Source organism: Streptomyces sp. NPDC051555, assembly GCF_044454405.1.
Lineage (GTDB): Bacteria > Actinomycetota > Actinomycetes > Streptomycetales > Streptomycetaceae > Streptomyces.
Genome location: NZ_JBITDP010000002.1, coordinates 769097 through 788581 on the forward strand (window position 1 = coordinate 769097; position 19485 = coordinate 788581).

Genomic DNA, 19485 nt, shown 5'->3' on the forward strand with positions numbered 1-19485 from the left:
TTACCTTTCGGACACGGCGTCACACCGCGCCGGGGTGACCACCCTCGCAGCAATAGGGAAGCCCCCTCACGGCCTCCACTTTAAAAGAGCGGCCGCCTGACTCGGCCGCACGGCGATGACCTACCAACACCCCACGGCTCGTGCTACGTTACGAATGGATCAAGGAGATCCCCGGGGGTACGCGCGGCTTTGCGTCACTGGCGATGTGCGGCTGAACCTAAGCCGACCATATCGCCATCCGCTTAGCTGACCTGCGTAGATGTACTGCAAATGGGCACTTGTCGCATGAGAGTCCATCAGGTCGGCAAACCCCCTCGGCTTTGGACCACGTCCGCCGTCGCGTTCGCACGTGCACGACGGGTCCGAACGAGCCGATCAGGAAACGGCATCAGCAGGTCCGCGCGGGTGGGAACCCGCTCGCGGCCTGCCACCCGGGCCAAGGCGGCCCCATCCAGAGCGAGGGAGTGTGTCCGGCAACGTGAACCAGCCGACCGACCATCAAGTGGCCATCGTGGGCGCGGGGGTGATGGGTTCCGGCATCGCCACGCTGATGCTGGGGCACGGGATCCCCGTCGTCCTGGTCGACGTCGACGAGGCGACGCTCGACGACGCGCGTGGCAGGATTCTTCAGCAACTCCGGCACGCCCAGCTCATGGGGGCGGTGCCGGCAGGCCAGGAGCCCGGACGGCTGGTCACCACCGTCTCCCTGGCCGAGGTGGCAGACTCGACGGCAGTCATCGAGGCCATCACCGAATCACCCGCGGCGAAGGCCAAGGTGATCGCCGAGGTCTCGGCGGCCGTCCGACCCGGTACGCCGCTGATCTCCAACACCTCGGGCATCCCGATCGGCGAGCTGGCCAACTGGGCGGCACGACCGGCCGAGCTGCTCGGCACCCACTTCATGAACCCGTCGTACCTGATCAAGATGGTGGAGGTCAGCCGCGGCCCGCAGACGAGTGACGAGACGGTCGAGGCCGTCGTCGCTCTGCTGTCCACCGTGTCGCGCCGGGCGGTCATCGTGCAGGACGCCCCGGGCTTCGTGACCAGCCGGCTGCTCCACCCGATGATCAACACCGCGGTGCGGATCGTCAGCCAGGGCACCGCCACGGTCGAAGCGGTCGACGAGCTCATGGAGGGGTGCCTCGGGCACCCGACCGGGCCGCTGCGCACCGCGGACCTGATCGGGCTGGACAACCTGACGGACTCCCTCGCCGAACTCTACGAACGTACCGGCGACGAGGCGTGCAAACCCTGTGACCTGCTGCTGGCCAAGGTGCGCCGCGGCGAACTCGGCCGCAAGACGGGCCACGGCTTCTACTCCTACGGAAAGGCAACAGCATGACGATCGACCAGGCAATTGACGGAGCTGCGGTAAGCCCCGAAGCCATCCAGGAGGCGCTGCTCGGCTTCCTGGAGGGGCGGACCAAGTCCTCCCTGTCCCCGACCCAGGACCTCTTCGCCTCCGGGCTGCTGTCCTCCATGTTCGCCATGGAGCTGGTGGTCCATCTCGAACAGAGCTACCGGATCGCCATCGTCGGGGCGGACCTCAAGCTCGACAACTTCCGCACGGTGCAGGGCATGACGGACCTGGTGCTCCGGCTCCAGGGTGGCTCCACCGCGGGCAGCGATGTCTGAGCGACTGACCGAGGCGTTCGACTTCTTCGACGGGCTCGTCGACGGCCAGGCCGACGAATGGGACCTGGCCGGCCGGATACCGGTCGAGCTGCTGCGCACGGCCGGTGCCCGAGGACTGCTGTGCGCCGAGGTCGCCCCCGCGCACGGCGGTCTCGGCCTGAGCAGCCGTGACAACGGCGAGCTGACGGCGTACGTGGGCAGCCGGTGCAGCTCCCTGCGGAGCGTGATGACCTCGCAGGGCATGGCGGCCTGGACCATCCAGCGGCTGGCGAACGCGGATCAGTCCGCGGCCCTGCTGCCCCAGCTGGTCAGTGGCCAGTTGGCGGCGGTGGGGTTCAGCGAGCCGGGTGCCGGCTCGGACCTGTCCACGATGAGCACCCGGATCGAGCTCGACGGCGACTCGGTCGTCCTCGACGGTCGCAAGATGTGGGTCACCGGTGCCCGGTACGCCGACCTGCTGATCGTCTTCGGGCAGTGCGAGGGCGGTGCGGCGGCCGTCGTGGTCCCCGCTTCGACCCCGGGTGTCCGCGTGGAGCCGGTCGCCGACCCACTGGGGTGCCGTGCGGCCGGGCACGCCGACATCCACTTCGACTCGGTGCGACTGCCGGCGTCGAGCGTGCTCGGGAGCCCCGGTCTGCCGCTGCCGCTGCTGGTCACCACGGCGCTCGCGTACGGGCGGATCTCGGTGGCCTGGGGCTGCGTCGGCATCCTGCGGGCATGCCGCAATGCCGCGGCGCTCCACGCCAAGTCCCGGACGCAGTTCGGCAAACCGCTCAGCGAGCACCAGCTCGTGGCGCGTCACCTCGCCGAGCTGTTCATCGCCGAGCAGGTGGCGACGCAGGCGTGCGCCCACGCGAGTTCGTGCTGGGACGCCAGTTCTCCCGACATGGTCGTCGCCACGGTCCTCGCCAAGCACGTCAGTGCCAGCAACGCCGCCTCCGGAGCGGCCACCGCGGTGCAGGTGTTGGCATCGGCCGCGGCGCAGGACGGCCATGTGGTGGCCCGCGCGTACCGGGACGCGAAGTTGATGGAAATCATCGAAGGCACCAGCGAAATATGTCAGTTGATTCTGGCGCAGCATGCCGTCGCAACGGCGCAGTGAGCACCCGGGGAGGGTCCGTGCCTGAACAGCCGACCATGGTGAAGTGCCTGGTCTGGGACCTGGACAACACGCTCTGGCAGGGCACCCTGCTGGAGGACGACGAGGTCCGGGTGCCCGACGCGGTGCGGGAGCTGATCGCCACTCTCGACTCCCGCGGCATTCTGCAGGCGGTCGCCAGCAAGAACGACCACGATCTCGCCTGGGCGAAGTTGGAGGCGTTGGGGCTCGCCGAGTTCTTCGTCGTGCCCCGGATCGGGTGGGGTCCCAAGTCGGACTCCGTGCGGCTGATCGCCGAGCGGCTCAAGTTCGCGGAGGGCACCATCGCCTTCGTCGACGATCAGCCGGCCGAGCGGGCCGAGGTGGCCTTCCACCTGCCGCAGGTCCGGTGCTACGACGCCGCGGAAGTGCTCTCGTTCGCGGATCTGCCGGAGTTCAGCCCCGAGAACGTCACCGTCGACTCCCGGCGGCGCCGCCAGATGTACCGGGCCGGCTTCGAGCGGGAGGCGCAGCAGGCTGCGTTCAAGGGTCCGGACGAGGAGTTCCTGCGGTCGCTGGAGCTGGTGATGCGCATCGAGCGGGCGACCGGTGAGCAGCTGACCCGTGTCGAGGAACTCACGCTGCGCACGAGCCAGATGAACGCGACCGGGGTGCACTACTCGGATGCGGCGCTGCGCGAGCTGCTGGCGGATCCCGGTCACGAGGTCCTGGTGACCACCATGACCGACCGCTTCGGGCCGCACGGCGCCGTCGGCGTGATGCTGCTGGCGACGCACCCGGGTGTCTGGCACCTCAAGCTGCTGGCCACGTCGTGCCGGGTCGTCTCGTTCGGTGCGGGTGCGGCGCTCCTGAACTGGCTCGTCGACCAGGCCGCGCGGGCCGGTGCGCACCTGGTTGCGGACTTCCGTCCCACGGACCGCAACCGCATGATGGAGATCGCCTACCGGTTCGCCGGTTTCACCCGGTCCTCCGAGGAGCCGTGCGACTGCCTGGCCGCTCTGCCGGCGGCGGGCGACGAGGGTCTCCAGCAGCTGCACCTGGTCTCCGGGCCGCGTGCGGCCCACCCCACGATCGAGATCAGCGCGCCGGATCTGGCCGCGCACCACGGGGTGGCCGCGGCAGCACCGGCGCGCTGATTCCTCAGCTCGTCCTCTTGCGCACCAAGGTAATTCCGTCGGCCACCGGAAGAAGGGATATGTCGACCCGTTCGTCGTCGCGCAGGAAAAGGTTCAGTTCGCGTACTGCGACCGAATCGGGATCCTGGGCGGACGGGTCGATAACCCTTCCGAAGAAGAGGGTGTTGTCGATGACAATGAGCCCGCCGGGGCGGACCAATTCGATAGCCGCATCGTAATAGCTGCGGTAATTCGCCTTGTCCGCGTCGATGAAAACGACATCGAAGGTGCCCGCCGCGCCCGCGGTGGCCAGCTCGGCCATGGTGTCGGTCGCGTTGCCGATGCGGACGTCGATGCGGTCGCTGACGCCCGCCTTGTTCCAGTATTCCTGGGCGATGCCGGGCCATTTGTCGCTGATGTCGCAGGTGATCAGCTGACCGTCCGACGGGAGCGCGCGCGCCATGCACAGCGTGCTGTAGCCGGTGAACGTCCCGATCTCCAGTACGTTCCGGGCGCCGACCAGGCCGACGAGGAGGGCCAGGAATTGACCCTCCTCCGCCATTACCTGCATCGCCTGCCCCATGGGCAGCTCGCTGGTGAGCTCCCGGAGATCGCGCAGGATTTCGTCATCACGTAATGAGACATCGCGGACGTAGGACAGCAATTCCGCAGAAGAAGCCAATTGATTTGCCATGGGCTTAAAGTAATACTGGACCGCACGACAGTGCAAGCCCGGAAAGAAATACCGGGAAATCTCGCCCGTGCGGTCGTCACGCGGTAGTCACGCGGTCGTCAGGAGATCGTGAGCGGATCCTCGCGGGTCGTCGGACGCTTTCGGCCGACCGGTTCGCCCCAGGCGTAGCAGGCGGGATCGAAGCGATTCAGCCGGCGCACCAGCCGCCCGGTGGACCACGGCCAGGCGAAGGTGTTGCGCCCACTGGCGCTGAAGTAGTAGCTGGTGCAGCCGCCGGAGTCGTAGACGGTGGTGCGCAGTGCCTCCTGCACCGCCGCGTTGTGCGCGGCCTGGACGCCCGGCCGGACGTCCAGGGCGCGGTGGCCGCCGCGGTCGAGGTGGGCCAAGGCGGCGGTGAGGTACGTCAACTGGGCTTCCAGCACCGTGATCGCCGAGGTCGAGCCGCCGAGCAGGTTCGGCCCCAGGAGCAGGAAGAGGTTGGGGAATCCGCTGACGCTGGTGCCCAGGTACGCCTGCGGCGCGCCGTCCCAGGCTTCGTGCAGGGTCCGGCCGTCCGCGCCGTACAGGCCCGCGGCCAGGGGCAGTTCGCCGACGCGGAAACCGGTGGCCGTGACGAGGACGTCGGTCGCGGCCGTGCTCCCGTCGGCGCCGATGACCTCGTTCCCGCGCACGGCGGTCACGGCGGTCGGGTGCAGGTGGACGTGCGGCCTGCTCAGCGCCCGGTAGAAGGTGCTGGACGTCAGGAGGCGCTTGCAGCCCAGCCGGTAGTCCGGTGTGAGTGCCTCGCGCACCCCCCGGTCGCGGACCGCGAGCCGCAGGTGTGCGCGGGCCCCGACCTCCAGGAGGCCGGCGACCCGTGGGTGACGGAAGGCGAATCCGAAGCCCTCCTGCAGGGTGTACTGGCCGGCCCGCAGGGCACGGCGGGCGCCGGGCAGACGGTCCAGCGCCCGGTTGAACGCCGCCGGTACCGGCAGGTCGGGCTTGGGCAGGACCCACTGGGCGGTCCGCTGGAAGAGGTGCACGGCGGCCGCCCGCGCTTCGATGGCCGGGAGGACCTGGACGGCGGAGGCTCCGCTGCCCACCACGGCCACGCGCCGCCCCGTCAGGTCGACGCCGTGGTCCCACCGGGCGGTGTGGAGCACGGGCCCGGCGAAGCCTTCGATCCCGGGGACGTCGAGCGGGCGGGGAACGTGCCAGGGCCCGGTGGCCAGGACCAACACCGAGGCACTGTAGGGCCCTTCGCTGGTCTCCAGCAGCCAGCGCCCGGCCGTCGGATCCCACCGGGCCTCCCGCACGTGCACCCCGCAGCGCAGGACGTCGCCGAGCCCGTACTGCTCGGCCGTCGTCCGCAGGTACGCGTGGATCTCCCGCTGCTCGGCGAAGACCCTGCTCCAAGCGGCGCCCGGGGTGAACGAGTAGCTGTAGAGCGTCGAGGGCACGTCGCAGGCGCAGCCCGGGTAGGTGTTCTCCCGCCACGTGCCGCCGAGCTGCGCCCCCTTCTCCAGGACGAGGACGTCGCGCAACCCCGCCTGTCGCAGCCGGATGGCGGCGCCGATGCCGGAGAACCCGGCTCCGACCACCACGACGCGCACGTGCCGCACGGGCCGTGCGGCCTGTGCCGGGATCACAGCACCGGTCCTACCGGCCCACGGACAGCGGTCGTGTGCTCGAACCGGGGATGTGCGTTTCGCTTCATGGACGCCATGGGCCGCATCATCGCGAACCGCGCACCCCCGCGGAGTCCGGACGACGGGTGGACAAGGAGGCGAAGAATCCTTCCGTGCTGGGCTTCCGGTCCGTTCCGGGCGCCGTCGACGGCACTCGAACGGGGCACGGGTGGGGTGTCAGTGCGCTCACGTATCCTTCCGGGCACCGCACACCGACTCGAAGGACCATGAGAATTGTCCGGTCTGACTGCCTTCCCGCTGCCCTTCCACACGTTCCGTTCCTTGCCGTTCGCGACGCCCCGCACGCTGCGCGAGCTCCAGATGATGCAGTTCAGCGCGCACATCCGGGCGAAGTCGGGGTGGTTCGACAAAATGCACGACGGCGACGTCGTCGCCAGGTGGACGGAGGAAGCGGTCGCCCAGGGCCTCACCGAGGCGCAGGTGCGGTACGTGATCGCCGAACTCGCGCACTACCGCGCGCTGCGCGACGGGCGGAGCGGCGTCGAGGTGTCCGGGGTCGACGGGGTGTGGCAGTCGGACTCCCTGGTCGACGACGAGCTGCGAGCGCGGCTGCGGGCGGCGGTCCGGGTCCTGGAAGAGGTCCCCGAGGCCGAGCGGGACTGGCATCCGGGATCCGACGGCCAGGTGCTGGACCTGGTCCATCCCTCGCTGTTCTGCCTGGCGAGGGGGGTCAGCGGCGGGCCCGAGCAGGCGTGGGAGGACCCGACGGACCGTCATGCGAAGTACGAGTTCTCCGAGAAGTACCAGTGGTTGCCCTCGGAGGTCGACGTCAGTGACGAGGGCGACGTGGCCTTCCGTTCCTACGTCAACAACGTCCATCCCGAGGAGCACCGCGAACTGGGCGCCGTCCTGCCGGAGTTGTTCGCCCGCATGCGGCCGCTGCTGGAGAACGTGCTCACCGACCTGCGCCACCCGCGGCCGCCGCGGATCGATGTCGATCCCTACGGGTGGTACGACGCGAGGCCGGAGTACCCGAAGAAGTCCTCCTTCGCCGAGGGCGAGGAAGGGGCCGCGGCCTACGCGGAGGCCCGCGATGCGTGGGACGTGGCCTCGGACGACTGGTGGGAGAACCGGCGTCCGGTCATCCCGGACGCCCCCGACTTCACCGCGCCCGAACTGCCGGACGCGGCCGCCCGGGTCGATCTGCGCGGCCGGCGCCTCCAGGTCATCGTCAAGCTCGCGACCGTACACCTGACCCCGGAGAAGCCCGCGTACCCGGGCGGCTCCTGGCACGTCGAGGGGATGATCAACGAGCGGATCGTCTCGACCGGCATCTACTACTGGGACAGCGAGAACATCACCGAGAGCCGGTTGGGCTTCCGGGCGGCCCTCGACGACCCGGAGTACGAACAGAGCGACGACGGCGGCGTGCGCGAGGTCTACGGCCTGGAGAACGAGGACGCCCTGAGCCAGGTGCTGGGGTCGGCGTCGACGCCGGCGGGCCGCTGCCTGGCCTTCCCGAACGTCCTGCAGCACCGCGTCAGCCCGTTCGCCCTCGCGGACCCCGACCGCCCGGGACACCGCAAGATCCTCGCGTTCTTCCTGGTCGACCCGTCGCGCAGGATCGCCTCGACGGCCGACGTACCGCCGCAGCAGCCGTGGTCCGCCACCTCGACCATGACGCTGGAGGAGGCCAAGGGCCACCGCGAACAGCTCATGCAGGAGCGCAAGTTCTTCGTCGACGAGCACAACGAGCAGATCTACGAGCGCGAGTTCTCCCTCTGCGAGCACTGAACCGGCGCGACCCTTCACACGGGCGGCCGGGGGCGGCCGCGTACGCCCTCCCGGCGGCGGGAGGTCGTACGCGGCGGCCGGGTCAGAAGAGGTTCCCGTAGTAGGTCAGGATGTTGGGCAGCGAGCGCAGCGTCTTGTCGTGCTGCGGGAAGTTCTTGAGGATGAAGCGGATGCGGGCCGCGAGGTCCGGCTTGGGATGGGGCGTGTACCCGGCCTTCTTCAGGATGTCGCAGAGGATCGCGATGTTCGCCAGGTCCTGGTGGCCCACGGCCTTGGGACACAGCGTCGAGACGACCCCGGCCCGCCACTCCGCGGGGAAGTTCTCCTGCCGACAGTCGCCCACCTTGGCGCCCTTGAGCCACGAGCTGCCCACGATGACCGACGAGTGGACGTTCTGCCCGATGACCAGGGTTCCACCGGGAACGCTGATCGTGCCCAGCGAGCTGAGGGTCGGCATCAGGGAGGCCACCCACCCTGCGTGGCAGTACGGGGCGTCCCAGACGATGGACCCGAACGCCCCGCTCTTCGAGATCGCCTGGATCGCCCCGGTCGGCGTGCCCAGGTCGCCGCCGTAGGAGTGCGCCCAGCTGCCGACCCCCTCGGCGCTCAGGGCGGTGTAGCCGCCCGCCTGCTCGTCGGCCACCACGCCGACGATCTGCTGGGCCGTCGCGTCGACGTCGGCCGGCTTCTGCACCCAGGCCTTCAGCGGGTGGTCGGGGCTGGTGACGTACAGCCGGCCGCCCGTCCCCACGCGGAACTGCTGCCGGCTCTGCTGGACCGTACCGAGGACCGCGACGCTCTTGTACAGGAGCGTGCCGTTGCTGTCCGAGAAGTGCTTGACGTTGAACTCTTCCGGGGACTCGACGGGCTCGACGTGAGTGCTCACGTGGTTCCTTTCGTCCGAATACAACGGAAACCAGGGCGAAGCAGGTGAATCGACGACATGTTCGCCACAGCCGACGTCACCGTACAGCGCCCTGGCCGACCGTCGACCCGGATCGCGCACATCCCTTTCCTAGGACGGGAGCGGGGAGTTCTCCTGTGTCCACAGGGGCACATGTCCCGTGCCGGGAGGGCCCCTTCCGGCTACGGGCCGGGTCAGCGGACGACGTCGAAGACGTTCTTCTGCAGACCGTTGGCGTACGCCTCGTGCTCGACGAGCTTCAGCTTCTGGGTGTCCTTGTCGATGGAGCTGAACAGCCGCTTGCCCGCGCCGAGCAGGAGGGGGAAGACGAGCAGGTGGTAGCGGTCGATCAGCCCGGCGTCGGACAGGGCCCGGCCCAGGGTGGCGCTGCCGTGGACGATGATCGGGCCGCCCTCGGTCTCCTTCAGGGCGGCGACCTCGTCGAGCGAGCGCAGGATCGTGGTCTCGCCCCAGTTCGACACCAGGTCGCCCTCGGCGAGGCTGGTGGACACGACGTACTTCGGCATCGCCTTGTAGTCGGCGAAGTCCGCCATGTCGGGCCACACCGGGCTGAAGGCCTCGTAGCTGGTGCGGCCCAGCAGCATGGCGGTGGCTTCCCGCTGCTCCCGCCCCTTGATCTCGAAGGCCTCGGGGAGGAACTCGACGTCCTTGAAGGTCCACCCGGAGTTCCGGTAGCCGGGCTCGCCGCCCGGGGCCTCCACAACGCCGTCGAGGGAGATGAAGGCGGTACTGATCAGGGTGCGCATCGTGGTTCCTCGGTGTCTCGTGTGCGGTGTCGTGCCGTCGTGGTCGGCGCGCGGGCGGACCGTCCGTACGGCCGCCGCGCCCCCCACCACCTTGTACGACCGCGGATCGCGGCGGAACTCATCGGTCGGGGTCGGGGCGCTGGGTGCGCATGCGGCCGTAGGCGTACACGCACCCGGCGAGCGCGAGGTCGGACAGCAGCATGAAGCCGATCGAGTACGAGCCTTTCGCGCTGTAGATCCCGCCCATGACCAAGGGCGGGACGAAGCCGCCGAGCCCGCCCACGGCGCCGACGATGCCGGTGACGCTGCCCACCTGGGCCTGCGGGGTGACCTGCGAAACGAGGGCGAAGACGCTGCCGCCGGCCGCGCCGAGTCCCGCGGCCATCGCCAGCAGCGCGATGGTGGCGACCGGGGCGATCGGCGGGTCGAAGGCCTGGACGACGGCGAAGAGCGCCACGACGGCCAGCGCGACGGCCGTGACGACCGCCGGGTGGAAGCGGTCCGAGAGACGGCCGCCGAGGGGCCGGAAGACCACGGTGACCAGGGCGAACCCGGCCGCCCTGGCGCCGGCGTCGGTCGGCGGGAGCGCGTACCAGGTCTTCAGGTAGGTCGGCAGGTAGACGCCGAAGGCGACCACCCCGCCGAAGCCGATGGCATAGAGCGCGGACAGCTCCCAGGTGATCCGCAGCCCGCCCGCCCGGCGCAGCCGGGTGGCGAGCGAGACCGTGCTGGCGACCCGGTCGGGCCGGTCCGTGATCAGGGCTGCGGCCAGCACCGCGTAACCGGCGAGCGCGGCGGCCACGACGTAGAAGGGCAGGTTCTCCCCGTGGGCGGCCATGCGCGGGGTGAAGTAGCCGGAGAGGGCGACGCCGCCGGTACCCATGCCGAAGACGCCGAGCGCGAAGCCCCGGCGGCCGGGCGGGAACCAGGAGTTGACCAGGGGGACGCCGATCGCGAACGTCGTGCCGCCCAGGCCGAGCAGCAGGGCCACGGCCAGGAGCGGCACGTAGTCGTCCTTGACCAGGACCAGGAGGAGCACCGGCACGACGGTGAGCGCGGACACCAGCGGGAACATCAGCTTCGCGCCGTAGCGGTCGGTGAGGGCGCCCACGGGGATGCGCCCGACGGAGCCGACCAGGACCGGGATCGCGACCAGCAAGGACTGCTGCAAGGAGCTCAGGCCGAGGCGGTCCTTGTACCCGGTGGCCAGCGGGGCGATCAGGTCCCAGGCCCAGAAGGTGAGCGTGAATCCGAGCGTCGCCATGATCAGGTTGCGGTACGGGGCGACGGAGGCCCGCTGGTCGGTGTCCACGCCCCCAGTCAAGCCACGGGCCGCCGTCGCCGGCGCGCCGGATTGGGCCGTACGGGTTCCGGGCCCGCCACCCACCAGCCGGGGCGCGCCCGGGCACGGTCGGGCGCGCCCGGGGACGGTCGGGCGGGCCCGGGACCGATCAGGCCTCCAGGAAGACGGCGCGCAGCGTGTGGGCCGCGTCCATGGTCACGTTGACCTGGCTGCTCGGGGCGTACTGCCGGCCGTCGTAGATCCAGGCCGCCAGTCGGTAGCCGGTGGCGGGGGTGGCGGTGACGCCGACGACCGTGCCGGGCTTGTACGGGCCGTAGACCGCGGGTCGGATCGAGCCGCCTTCGCTGCTTTCCAGGGTGAGGGCGTAGCGGGTCAGGGGCGTCGTGAGGGACCGGTAGCCCGCCACGATGGGGGTCGTGAGCCGGGCGAGCGCCGCGTTGTTGTTGTTCCGGTCGCCGAGGGGCTGGCCGTCGACGGAGAGGCCGGGGTTCGAGTAGACGTTCTCCGTGTGGCACGCCTTGCGGCAGGAGCTGGCGTAGGCCATGAGCGAGGTGTGCTGCTCGTCGGGCGAGATCCAGCCGGTGCCGTAGGGAGTGTTCAGGTCGTTGATCCAGCTCCCGTCGGGAACCTGCTGGTTGAGGGTGCGGCGGTCGTGGAAGAGGCCGAGGTTGTGGCCGATCTCGTGGCCGAGGTTGTACCAGCCGGTGAGCGAGTCGAAGTCGACGACGGAGAAGGCCAGGCTGTCGTTGAAGTTGCCGCGCACGGGCAGGCTGCCCTGGCCGGACGAGCGGCCGGGGACGCTGTTGACCACGGTGACGAGGTCGACGCCGTAGCGGCGGCGCACCTCCGCCGCGGTGGCGCCGAGTTCCTGGTCCTGGGGGTTGCTCAGCTTCCGCCACATCAGGGCGGACTCGTTCTCGCCCCGGTAGTTCGTGTTGTAGGTGCCGATGATGTCGATGCTGGCCGCGACGCCGCTGTCGGCGAGGGCCTCGTTCATCTTGCGCTCGGCCCAGTTGATGGTGTTGATCACCTGCTGCTCGCCGCCCGCCCGGTCGATCGCGAGCTGCGTGAAGCCGGCGACGACGTCGATGACGACGGGGTTCGTCGTGGCGGCCGCGGCGCGGCCGGAGAGGGAGGTCCGCGGGGCGTTGCGGGCGGCCGGGTCGACCGCCAGCGCGTCGGGGGCGCGCCGCGGCCGCTTGTTCGGGTCCTCCTCGGTGATCCGGGCGTGCGCGGGGTGACCGGGGCGGGTCTCCAGGCGGTAGACGCGGTCCCCCAGGTCGGCGACGACCTTGGCGACGGGCGCGGCGGAGCGCGTGCCCTCGGGGGTGCACACGCCGCGCAGGGAGACGATCACGCTGGACTGCGGATTGCCCGCGACGTGTCCGGACCAGGTGCGCGAACCCTGGTCGTCGTCGGTGCCGTCCTCGACGGCGGTGACGTGCACGTCGCCGAAGAAGGAGAAGCTCCAGCTGCGGGGCGCGCCGAAGGGTGCGGGGGTGCACAGGGCCCGGAAGTCCGCGAGGTCGAGGGGGACGGTGCGCGCGCGGAGCACCTCCGGCCCGTCACCGTCCGCGGGGGCGCGTACGGCGGTGGGGGGTGCGGCGGTCACGGCGGTGGCCGAGGCGGCCGTGAGGGGCAGGGCGGCCACGGCGGCGACGCACAGCGCGAGGAGACGGGTGCGGCGCGAGGGGCGGGGTGAGGTCATGGCGCACACGAAGCCACAGCGGGTATCGCACAGGTGGGCGACATGCCTGGCGCGCGGAGCCGATCACCCGGGCGACACGAGAGGTCCACCCGGATGCCGGGCGGGGCCGGCGGGTGCGACCGCGCCGCCGCGTCGTGACGTCGCCGAACACCGGCCGCCCGCCGAATCGTTACTGCACTCCGCGTCCAAGAAGGAGGTAAATCGACCGAAAGTAGCCTTGCCTTGAGCGGGATACCAGCCGCGGTCGCCGGGGCCGCTGCTCAACTGGCCGCGCCCTTCTGATACTTCTTCGAGCCATGAAGAAGATCACCCGCCGGCAGGCCCTGAGCATGTCGGCCGGCGCAGCCACCGCCATCGGGCTGACGAGCGCCTGCTCGTCCTCGTCGTCCACCGAGTCGGCCGTCGTCCCGGCCGGCGGCGCGGCCGCTTCCGGCGCCCCGGGCGCCGCCAAAGCCATCACGCCCGTCGACGAGGTGTTCGAGGGCCGCCGCATACAGATATCGCTCGACACCTCGGGCCACCACAGCGGTGGACACCACCTGCCCGCCATGCCCAGCGTCCGCATCGACGGCGTCGAGCTGCACCTGATGCCCAATGCCGACGGGAGCTGGATCACCGTGGTCAACCACTACGAGACGTTCCCCGACCCCATCACGGCGGCCCGCGTCGCCGTCCGCGACCTCCAGGGCGCGATCCTCGTCCCGCTCGGCGCCAACGGAGATCCGGCATGACCGTCCGCAAGAACCAGGCCAAGCTCACCGCCGACGAGAAGCGCGCCTTCACCAACGCGCTGCTCGAACTCAAGCGCAAGGGCGTCTACGACCGCTACGTCAGTGCCCACAACGCCTTCCTGATGGGAGACAGCGACTTCGGCGCACGGGTGGGCCACCGCTCCCCCTCCTTCCTGCCCTGGCACCGCCGCTTCCTGCTCGACTTCGAGGCGGAGCTGCAGAAGGTGGACCCGAAGGTCTCGATCCCCTACTGGGACTGGACCGTCGACCGCACCCCCGGCTCCTCGCTGTGGGCAGCCGACTTCCTCGGGGGCACCGTCCGGGCCCGCGACGGCCAGGTGCTCGACGGCCCCTTCGCCTACTCGGGCGGCAAGTGGGCCGTCACCGTGGGCGTGGACCGGCGCACCTACCTGCGGCGCGTGCTCGGCGGCAGCAAGCAGCTGCCGACCAAGGACGAGGTCAATGCCGTGTTGAACATGGCGGAGTACGACACGGCCCCCTGGAACAGCACGTCCAACGGCTTCCGCAACAACCTGGAGGGCTGGCGGGGCACCAACCTGCACAACCGGGTCCACATGTGGGTGGGCGGCCACATGGCCAGCGCGGCGTCCCCCAACGACCCCGTGTTCTGGCTGCACCACGCCTTCATCGACATGCTGTGGTCCGAGTGGCAGAGCCGGCACCCGAAGTCCGCCTACCAGCCCGCCACCCGCACTCCGGACGTGGTCGACCTGCACGGCACCATGCGGCCGTGGAACAACGTGACGCCGGCCGACATGCTGGACCACCGCAAGTTCTACACCTTCGACACCGAGAAGCCGGCGGCCGGAAAGCCCTGACGGTCGCCCGCCCGCTAGTGCCCTACGCGACGCGCGCGGACGGGCGGGCGACGGGGTGCAGGGCGGCGTACTCCAGCGGTGCGGACGGGTCGATGGACACGTCGAGCTGTGCCGGATCGGATCCGGCCCGCACCAGCAGGTCGCCGACGGCCGCGATCATCGCCCCGTTGTCGGTGCACAGGGTCAGCGGCGGCACCCGGAGTTCGACGCCGGCGGCCGCGCAGCGCTCTTCGGCCAGGGCCCGCACCCGCGAGTTCGCCGCCACGCCGCCCACCACGACCAGGGTCCGTACGTCGTACTCGCGGCAGGCGGCCAGCGCCTTGCGGGTCAGTACGTCCGCGACGGCCTCCTGGAGCGAGGCGGCGCCGTCGGCGAGCGGGATCTCCTCGCCCCGCAGGCGGTGCTGCTCCGCCCAGCGGGCGGCCGCGGTCTTCAAGCCGGAGAAGGAGAACGCGTACGGGGCGTCCCCCGGCCGCGTCAGCGGGCGCGGGAAGGCCACCGCGCAGCCGTTGCCCCCGCGGGCCGCCCGGTCGATGGCGGGGCCGCCGGGGTAGGGCAGCCCGAAGACCCGGGCCACCTTGTCGAAGCACTCCCCCGCCGCGTCGTCCACGGTGTCGCCGAGGTGCAGGATCGGGTCGCGCACGAGGTCGCGCACGAGCAGCAGCGAGGTGTGACCGCCGGAGACGATCAGCACCATGCACGGGTTCGGCAGCGGCCCGTGCTCCAGGGTGTCGGCCGCGACGTGCCCGGCGAGATGGTGCACGCCGTACAGCGGGACCCCGGCCGCGTACGCGAGGGTCTTCGCCCCCGAGAGTCCCACCTGGAGGGCGCCGGAGAGCCCCGGGCCGGTCGTGACGGCGACGGCGTCGATGTCGCCCAGCCGCAGCCCCGCCTGGTCCAGGGCCTGCTGGACCACCGGGTTGAACGCCTGGAGGTGCGCCCGGGCGGCGATCTCGGGCACGACCCCGCCGAAGCGGGCGTGCTCGTCCATGCTCGATGCCACGACGTGCGCGAGCAGCCGGCCGCCGGAGACGATCCCGGCTCCGGTCTCGTCGCACGACGACTCGATGCCCAGCACCACCGGAGCGCCCACGGCGACCTCTTTCGCACATACATCGTTCTTGCAAGTGATGTGCAACAAGATACCCGGGGCGGGACGGCCCCCGCGCACGGGCGGGGGCCCCACCTCGCCGCTACGGCGTCACTGCGCCATCTCGTAGGACCCGGACAGCGCCGCCACCCGCTCCCAGACCCGGGCCGCGCGGGCCTCGTCGACGACCGGGCGGCGTACGGCGCCCAGCGCCCAGGCCTGCTGCGCCTCGGTGGCGGAGTCCTTACCGTGCAGTTCGACGGCGTGTCCGGAGAAGTCGCGCACGAGGACGGAGAACAGCTCGTCGAGGACGGAGGCGTCCAGGTCCGTCAGGGCGGCCTGCTCCAGGATCAGCTGGCCGTACACCACCAGCGCGAACAGCTGGCCGACGGAGAGCAGGAAGTCGAGGTCACGGCTCTGCGCCTCGTCGGGGGCGACGCTGGAGACGAAGGCGCACAGCGCGTCCGCCTGCTCCCGGAAGCGGGCGACGTTCGGCACCTCGGCGTAGCCCTCGAAGGATGCGCGCCAGTCGTGGAAGCGCACGGAGCCCAGGCCCCGGGCCGGGCCCTGCCGGAAGAGGAAGTCGTCGTCGGCCGCGTCGAGGCGGGTCGGCACCGCGGGGTACTCGACCGGCTCCAGCAGGTGGTTGCGCATGAACTTGAGGATCAGCGCGAGGTTGACGTGGACCGTGCCCTCCAGCTTGGGCAGGCTCCGGATCTCGACGGCCGCCTCGGCGAAGTAGGTGTCCTTCTCGAAGCCCTTCGCGGCGATGACGTCCCACATCAGGTCGATGACCTTTTCGCCCTCCGTGGTCACCTTCATCTTCGTCATCGGGTTGAAGAGCAGGTACCGGCGGTCCTCGGGCCCGGCCGAACGGAAGTAGTCGACGGCGCGGTCGCTGAAGAGCTTCATCCCGACGAGGCGGACGTACGCGTCGGCCAGCTCACGGCGCACGTGCGGGAAGGCGGTGACGGGACGGCCGTAGAGGATGCGGTTCTGCGCGTGGGTGACGGCCTCGTACATGGCGTGTTCGCAGATGCCGATCGAGGCGGTGCAGAGGTTGAACTTGCCGACGTTGACCGTGTTGAGGGCCGCGTCGAAGGCCGCGCGGCCGGTGTGCAGGACGTCGTCCGCGGACACCGGGTAGCTCGCCAGGCGGAACTCGCTGACGTACTTGGAGGAGTCGACGACGTTCTGCACCAACTCGTACGCCGCGTGGCGGCTGTCGGCCGCGAAGAAGACGTACCCGTCCGGACCCTCGACGTCGGTGCGCCGACCGAAGACGGAGACGAGCCCGGCCGCGTTGCCGTTGCCGATGTAGTACTTGGAACCGCTCGCCAGGAAGCCGCCGTTGCCGTCGGGCTCCAGCAGCATGTCGGTGGAGTAGATGTCGGCGCCGTGGGTCCGCTCGGACAGCCCGAACGCGAAGACCTCGCCCTGCGCGAGGAGTTCGGCGGCGCGGTCGCGGGCGGCGGCGTTGTCGCTCTGCCAGACGGGCCCGAGGCCGAGGATGGTGACCTGCCACGCGTACCAGTAGTCGAGGCCGTAGAACCCGAGGATCTCGTTGAGGGCGGCGATCCGGGCGGTGTCCCACCGCTGGTCCTGCTTGCCGGCGGCGGCGGCCGGGGTGAGGAAGGTGGCGAACAGCCCCTCCTCGGCCGCGAAGGCGAGGAAGTCGCCCAGCCAGGCGCGGGACCGGTAGTCCTCGATCAGCCGGCGCTTGCCGCGCTCCTCGAACCAGTCGACGGTCGCGCGCAGCAGCCTGCGGGTCTCGGGGTCGAAGTGCGCCGGGTCGTAGGTGCGCGGGTTGAACAGCAGGGAGTCGGCCATGGAGTTCACCTTCGGAGGAGGACGAGGGAGGACGAGGTACGAGGTACGAGAGGGGAACGGGGGTCCGGGAGGACCGCTTCAGGAGGACCGCGGCGCGGCGCCGAGCCGGTGGAGCGTGGCCAGGACGTCGTCGAGCCAGGCGAGCGTCATCTGCTCGTAGGCGATGCCGCCGCGCAGCACGACGTGCTGGAGCTCCTGCCCGGTGTCGAGGGGCGCGGGGGCCTCGGGGCCGGTGAAGTCGCGCAGCTCCCCCGCGAGGTAGCGCGCGAGCCGGTCACTGTGGACCTGATGGTGGCGTTCGACCTCGCGGACCAGCGCGGCCGGGTCGTCGAAGGCCGCTCCCCGGATCTTCACGGCGAGGTCGTGGCGCAGGCTCTCCGGCTCGATCGGCTGGTGCAGCCACAGGGACAGGGCGGCGCGACCGGCGGCGGCGACGGAGTACTCCTTCTTGTCCGGGCGGCCCTGTTGCGGCACCTCCCGGGAGGTCAGCAGCCCGTCGCCTTCCATGCGCCCCACGACCCGGTAGATCTGCTGGTGCGTGGCGGTCCAGAAGTAGCCGATGGACCGGTCGAACCTCCGGGCCAGGTCATAGCCGGAGCCCGGCATCTCCAGCAGGGAGACGAGAATCGCGTGGTCGAGCGCCATGCTCCGATCTTGCTGTGCAACTCGTTGCATAGACAAGTGCCGGCGCCCGGGTGAGACGCGGCTCACCCGGGCGCCGGCACTGCGGCACTGCGGTATCACGGGGTACTGCCGGGTACTCCGGTACGGCGTTACCGCGACGACTCAGTCCGTGATGGCGATCTTCCCGTTGGACGACGCCGGTGCGGGGCCCGCCTCCGGCTTGGCGGTGAGGCCCTTGAGCAGCTGTGCCAGGTCGACTCCGGTGGTGGAGCCGAGGAGCTCCATGCCCTGGGCGACGTTGTCGGCGACAGTGCGGGAGAGCTTGCTCGCGCCGTCGGTGGAGATGATGGTCATCTTGTCGACGGCGGACAGCGGCTCGGCGGCCTTGGCCACGACCTTCGGGAGCGCCTCGACCATCATCTGGATCATCGCCGCGTCACCGTACTTCTCGAAGGCGTCGGCCTTCTTCTGCATGGCCTCGGCCTCGGCGGCGCCCTTGGCCGCGATGGCCGCGGCCTCCGCGTCGCCTTCCAGGCGCACCGCTTCCGCGATCGCGGCGCGCCGGGCGCGCTCGGCCTCACCGCGCTTGGCACCCTCGATGGCCTCCGCCTCGGCGAGGGCGGAGCGGCGCTGCTTCTCGCCCTCACCGGTCAGCCGCGCCCGCTCGGCCTCGCCCTGGGCCGCGGCGATGGCCGCGAGGCGCTCGGCCTCTGCCTGCTTGACCCGGGCGACCCGCTTGGCCTCCGCCTCCTGCTCGGCCTCGTAGCGGCGGGCATCTGCGGGCTTGCGGACCTGGGTGTCGAGCTGGCGGTCGGTCAGGGCCGCCTGGCGCTCGGCGACCTTCTCCTGCTCGGCGAGGATCTGCTGCTGCCGGTCGGCCTCGGCCAGCGGGCCCGCGGCGTTGGCCTGGGCCGCGGCCGCGTCGGTCTCCGCCTTGATCTCGGCCTGGCGCAGGTACAACGTCCGCTCGGCGACGGCGATCTCCTCCTCGGCCTTCAGCCGCGCCTGCTCGGCGGCCCGGCGGGAGCTGGCCTCGGCGATGTCGGCCTCCTGCTTGGCGCGGGCCGCCTCCGGCCGGCCGAGGTCCTCCAGGTAGGAGCCCTCGGTGGTGATGTCCTGGATCTGGAAGGCGTCCAGGACCAGGCCCTGCCCGGACAGGCTGGCCTCCGCCTCCTCGGCGACCTGCCCGGCGAAGGCGGCGCGGTCGCGGATGATGTCCTCCACCGACATCCGGCCCACGATCGCGCGCAGGGCTCCGGAGAGCACTTCCTGGGTGAAGCCGACGATGCCGTCCTGCTGCTGGAGGAAGCGCTGGGCCGCGGCCCGGATGGCGTCCTCGTTGCCGCCGACCTTGACGATCGCGACGCCTTCGAGATTGGCCTTGATGCCGCGCAGCGTGACCGCGCCGCGGACCGCGATCGGGATGTGCCGGCTGGAGAGGTCCAGGGTGTAGCGCTGCTGGACGAAGGGGACGACGAAGACTCCGCCGCCGACCACGACCTTCTGGCCCGTGTTGTCCGTCGAGGTCCGGCCGGTCTCGGGGTCGGTGGACTGCTTGCCGCGGCGGCCCGTGATGATGAACGCCTCACTGGGGCCGGCGACCTTGTAGCGCGTGACGACGGCCAGGGCGAGCAGGACGAGGAGTACGACGACTCCCACGACCGCGATGACGACTGGACTCATGGTGGATCCCCTCTGCCTCCCCCGTGGGGGCAGACCGGTGG

General features: G+C 70.8%; 17 protein-coding genes. 7 read left to right on the forward strand and 10 right to left on the reverse strand.

Annotated elements, in window-relative coordinates:
• Positions 1 to 526: 526 nt before the first annotated feature.
• Genes ACIBEA_RS07415 through ACIBEA_RS07430 form a run of 4 tightly spaced genes read left to right on the forward strand, consistent with a single transcriptional unit; the run spans position 527 to position 3870 of the window.
• Positions 527 to 1342: a 3-hydroxyacyl-CoA dehydrogenase family protein gene (locus tag ACIBEA_RS07415; protein WP_399259060.1), complete on the forward strand. Its 816-nt coding sequence runs from the start codon at positions 527 to 529 to the stop codon at positions 1340 to 1342.
• A complete protein-coding gene (locus ACIBEA_RS07420; RefSeq protein WP_354384452.1) occupies positions 1339 to 1635 on the forward strand; it encodes a phosphopantetheine-binding protein in 297 nt (98 codons plus the stop codon). The genes ACIBEA_RS07415 and ACIBEA_RS07420 overlap by 4 nt, the downstream gene beginning before the upstream one ends.
• On the forward strand, positions 1628 to 2737 hold the full coding sequence (locus ACIBEA_RS07425; protein WP_399258850.1) for an acyl-CoA dehydrogenase family protein: 1110 nt from the start codon (positions 1628 to 1630) through the stop codon (positions 2735 to 2737). The genes ACIBEA_RS07420 and ACIBEA_RS07425 overlap by 8 nt, the downstream gene beginning before the upstream one ends.
• A 35-nt stretch (positions 2738 to 2772) precedes the next feature.
• On the forward strand, positions 2773 to 3870 hold the full coding sequence (locus ACIBEA_RS07430; protein ID WP_399259062.1) for an HAD-IIIC family phosphatase: 1098 nt from the start codon (positions 2773 to 2775) through the stop codon (positions 3868 to 3870).
• A gap of 4 nt (positions 3871 to 3874) precedes the next feature.
• On the opposite strand, the gene ACIBEA_RS07435 is transcribed toward ACIBEA_RS07430, so the two are convergent.
• Together ACIBEA_RS07435 and ACIBEA_RS07440 are read right to left on the reverse strand one after the other, a co-directional pair.
• On the reverse strand, positions 3875 to 4543 hold the full coding sequence (locus ACIBEA_RS07435) for an O-methyltransferase (RefSeq protein WP_399258851.1): 669 nt from the start codon (positions 4541 to 4543) through the stop codon (positions 3875 to 3877).
• A 98-nt stretch (positions 4544 to 4641) separates the two neighbouring features.
• Entirely contained in the window at positions 4642 to 6171 is a 1530-nt protein-coding gene (locus ACIBEA_RS07440; RefSeq protein ID WP_399258853.1) for a flavin-containing monooxygenase, read from the reverse strand.
• A gap of 273 nt (positions 6172 to 6444) precedes the next feature.
• Here ACIBEA_RS07440 and ACIBEA_RS07445 point away from each other — a divergent pair, with 273 nt between their 5' ends.
• Positions 6445 to 7965, forward strand: coding sequence for a DUF4246 domain-containing protein (locus ACIBEA_RS07445; protein WP_399258854.1), 1521 nt, complete (start codon positions 6445 to 6447; stop codon positions 7963 to 7965).
• Between the two features lie 82 nt (positions 7966 to 8047).
• Here the strand turns inward: ACIBEA_RS07445 and ACIBEA_RS07450 are convergent, their stop codons facing one another.
• The 4 genes from ACIBEA_RS07450 to ACIBEA_RS07465 all read right to left on the reverse strand — a co-directional run bounded on the left by ACIBEA_RS07450 (position 8048) and on the right by ACIBEA_RS07465 (position 12647).
• Entirely contained in the window at positions 8048 to 8851 is an 804-nt protein-coding gene (locus ACIBEA_RS07450) for a hypothetical protein (RefSeq protein ID WP_399258855.1), read from the reverse strand.
• Between the two features lie 212 nt (positions 8852 to 9063).
• On the reverse strand, positions 9064 to 9636 hold the full coding sequence (locus tag ACIBEA_RS07455) for a dihydrofolate reductase family protein (protein WP_399258856.1): 573 nt from the start codon (positions 9634 to 9636) through the stop codon (positions 9064 to 9066).
• A gap of 118 nt (positions 9637 to 9754) precedes the next feature.
• Positions 9755 to 10900, reverse strand: a complete 1146-nt coding sequence (locus ACIBEA_RS07460) for a nitrate/nitrite transporter (protein ID WP_399259063.1) — start codon at positions 10898 to 10900, stop codon at positions 9755 to 9757.
• Positions 10901 to 11087: 187 nt separating this feature from the next.
• Entirely contained in the window at positions 11088 to 12647 is a 1560-nt protein-coding gene (locus ACIBEA_RS07465; RefSeq protein ID WP_399258857.1) for a zinc-dependent metalloprotease family protein, read from the reverse strand.
• Between the two features lie 296 nt (positions 12648 to 12943).
• On the opposite strand from ACIBEA_RS07465, the gene ACIBEA_RS07470 reads away from it, so the two are divergent.
• Both ACIBEA_RS07470 and ACIBEA_RS07475 read left to right on the forward strand, forming a co-directional pair.
• Positions 12944 to 13378, forward strand: a complete 435-nt coding sequence (locus ACIBEA_RS07470) for a tyrosinase family oxidase copper chaperone (RefSeq protein ID WP_399258859.1) — start codon at positions 12944 to 12946, stop codon at positions 13376 to 13378.
• Positions 13375 to 14217, forward strand: coding sequence for a tyrosinase family protein (locus tag ACIBEA_RS07475; protein ID WP_399258860.1), 843 nt, complete (start codon positions 13375 to 13377; stop codon positions 14215 to 14217). Before ACIBEA_RS07470 ends, ACIBEA_RS07475 begins: the two co-directional genes overlap by 4 nt.
• Before the next feature lie 22 nt (positions 14218 to 14239).
• On the opposite strand, the gene tsaD is transcribed toward ACIBEA_RS07475, so the two are convergent.
• The 4 genes from tsaD to ACIBEA_RS07495 all read right to left on the reverse strand — a co-directional run bounded on the left by tsaD (position 14240) and on the right by ACIBEA_RS07495 (position 19444).
• Positions 14240 to 15298 (reverse strand): tRNA (adenosine(37)-N6)-threonylcarbamoyltransferase complex transferase subunit TsaD, encoded by a 1059-nt coding sequence (gene tsaD / locus ACIBEA_RS07480; RefSeq protein ID WP_399259064.1) that lies wholly within the window; start codon positions 15296 to 15298, stop codon positions 14240 to 14242.
• A gap of 120 nt (positions 15299 to 15418) precedes the next feature.
• Positions 15419 to 17137 (reverse strand): acyl-CoA dehydrogenase family protein, encoded by a 1719-nt coding sequence (locus ACIBEA_RS07485; RefSeq protein WP_399258861.1) that lies wholly within the window; start codon positions 17135 to 17137, stop codon positions 15419 to 15421.
• Positions 17138 to 17215: 78 nt separating this feature from the next.
• Entirely contained in the window at positions 17216 to 17782 is a 567-nt protein-coding gene (locus ACIBEA_RS07490) for a PadR family transcriptional regulator (protein ID WP_399258862.1), read from the reverse strand.
• Between the two features lie 141 nt (positions 17783 to 17923).
• Entirely contained in the window at positions 17924 to 19444 is a 1521-nt protein-coding gene (locus ACIBEA_RS07495; RefSeq protein ID WP_399258863.1) for a flotillin family protein, read from the reverse strand.
• Positions 19445 to 19485: the final 41 nt, after the last annotated feature.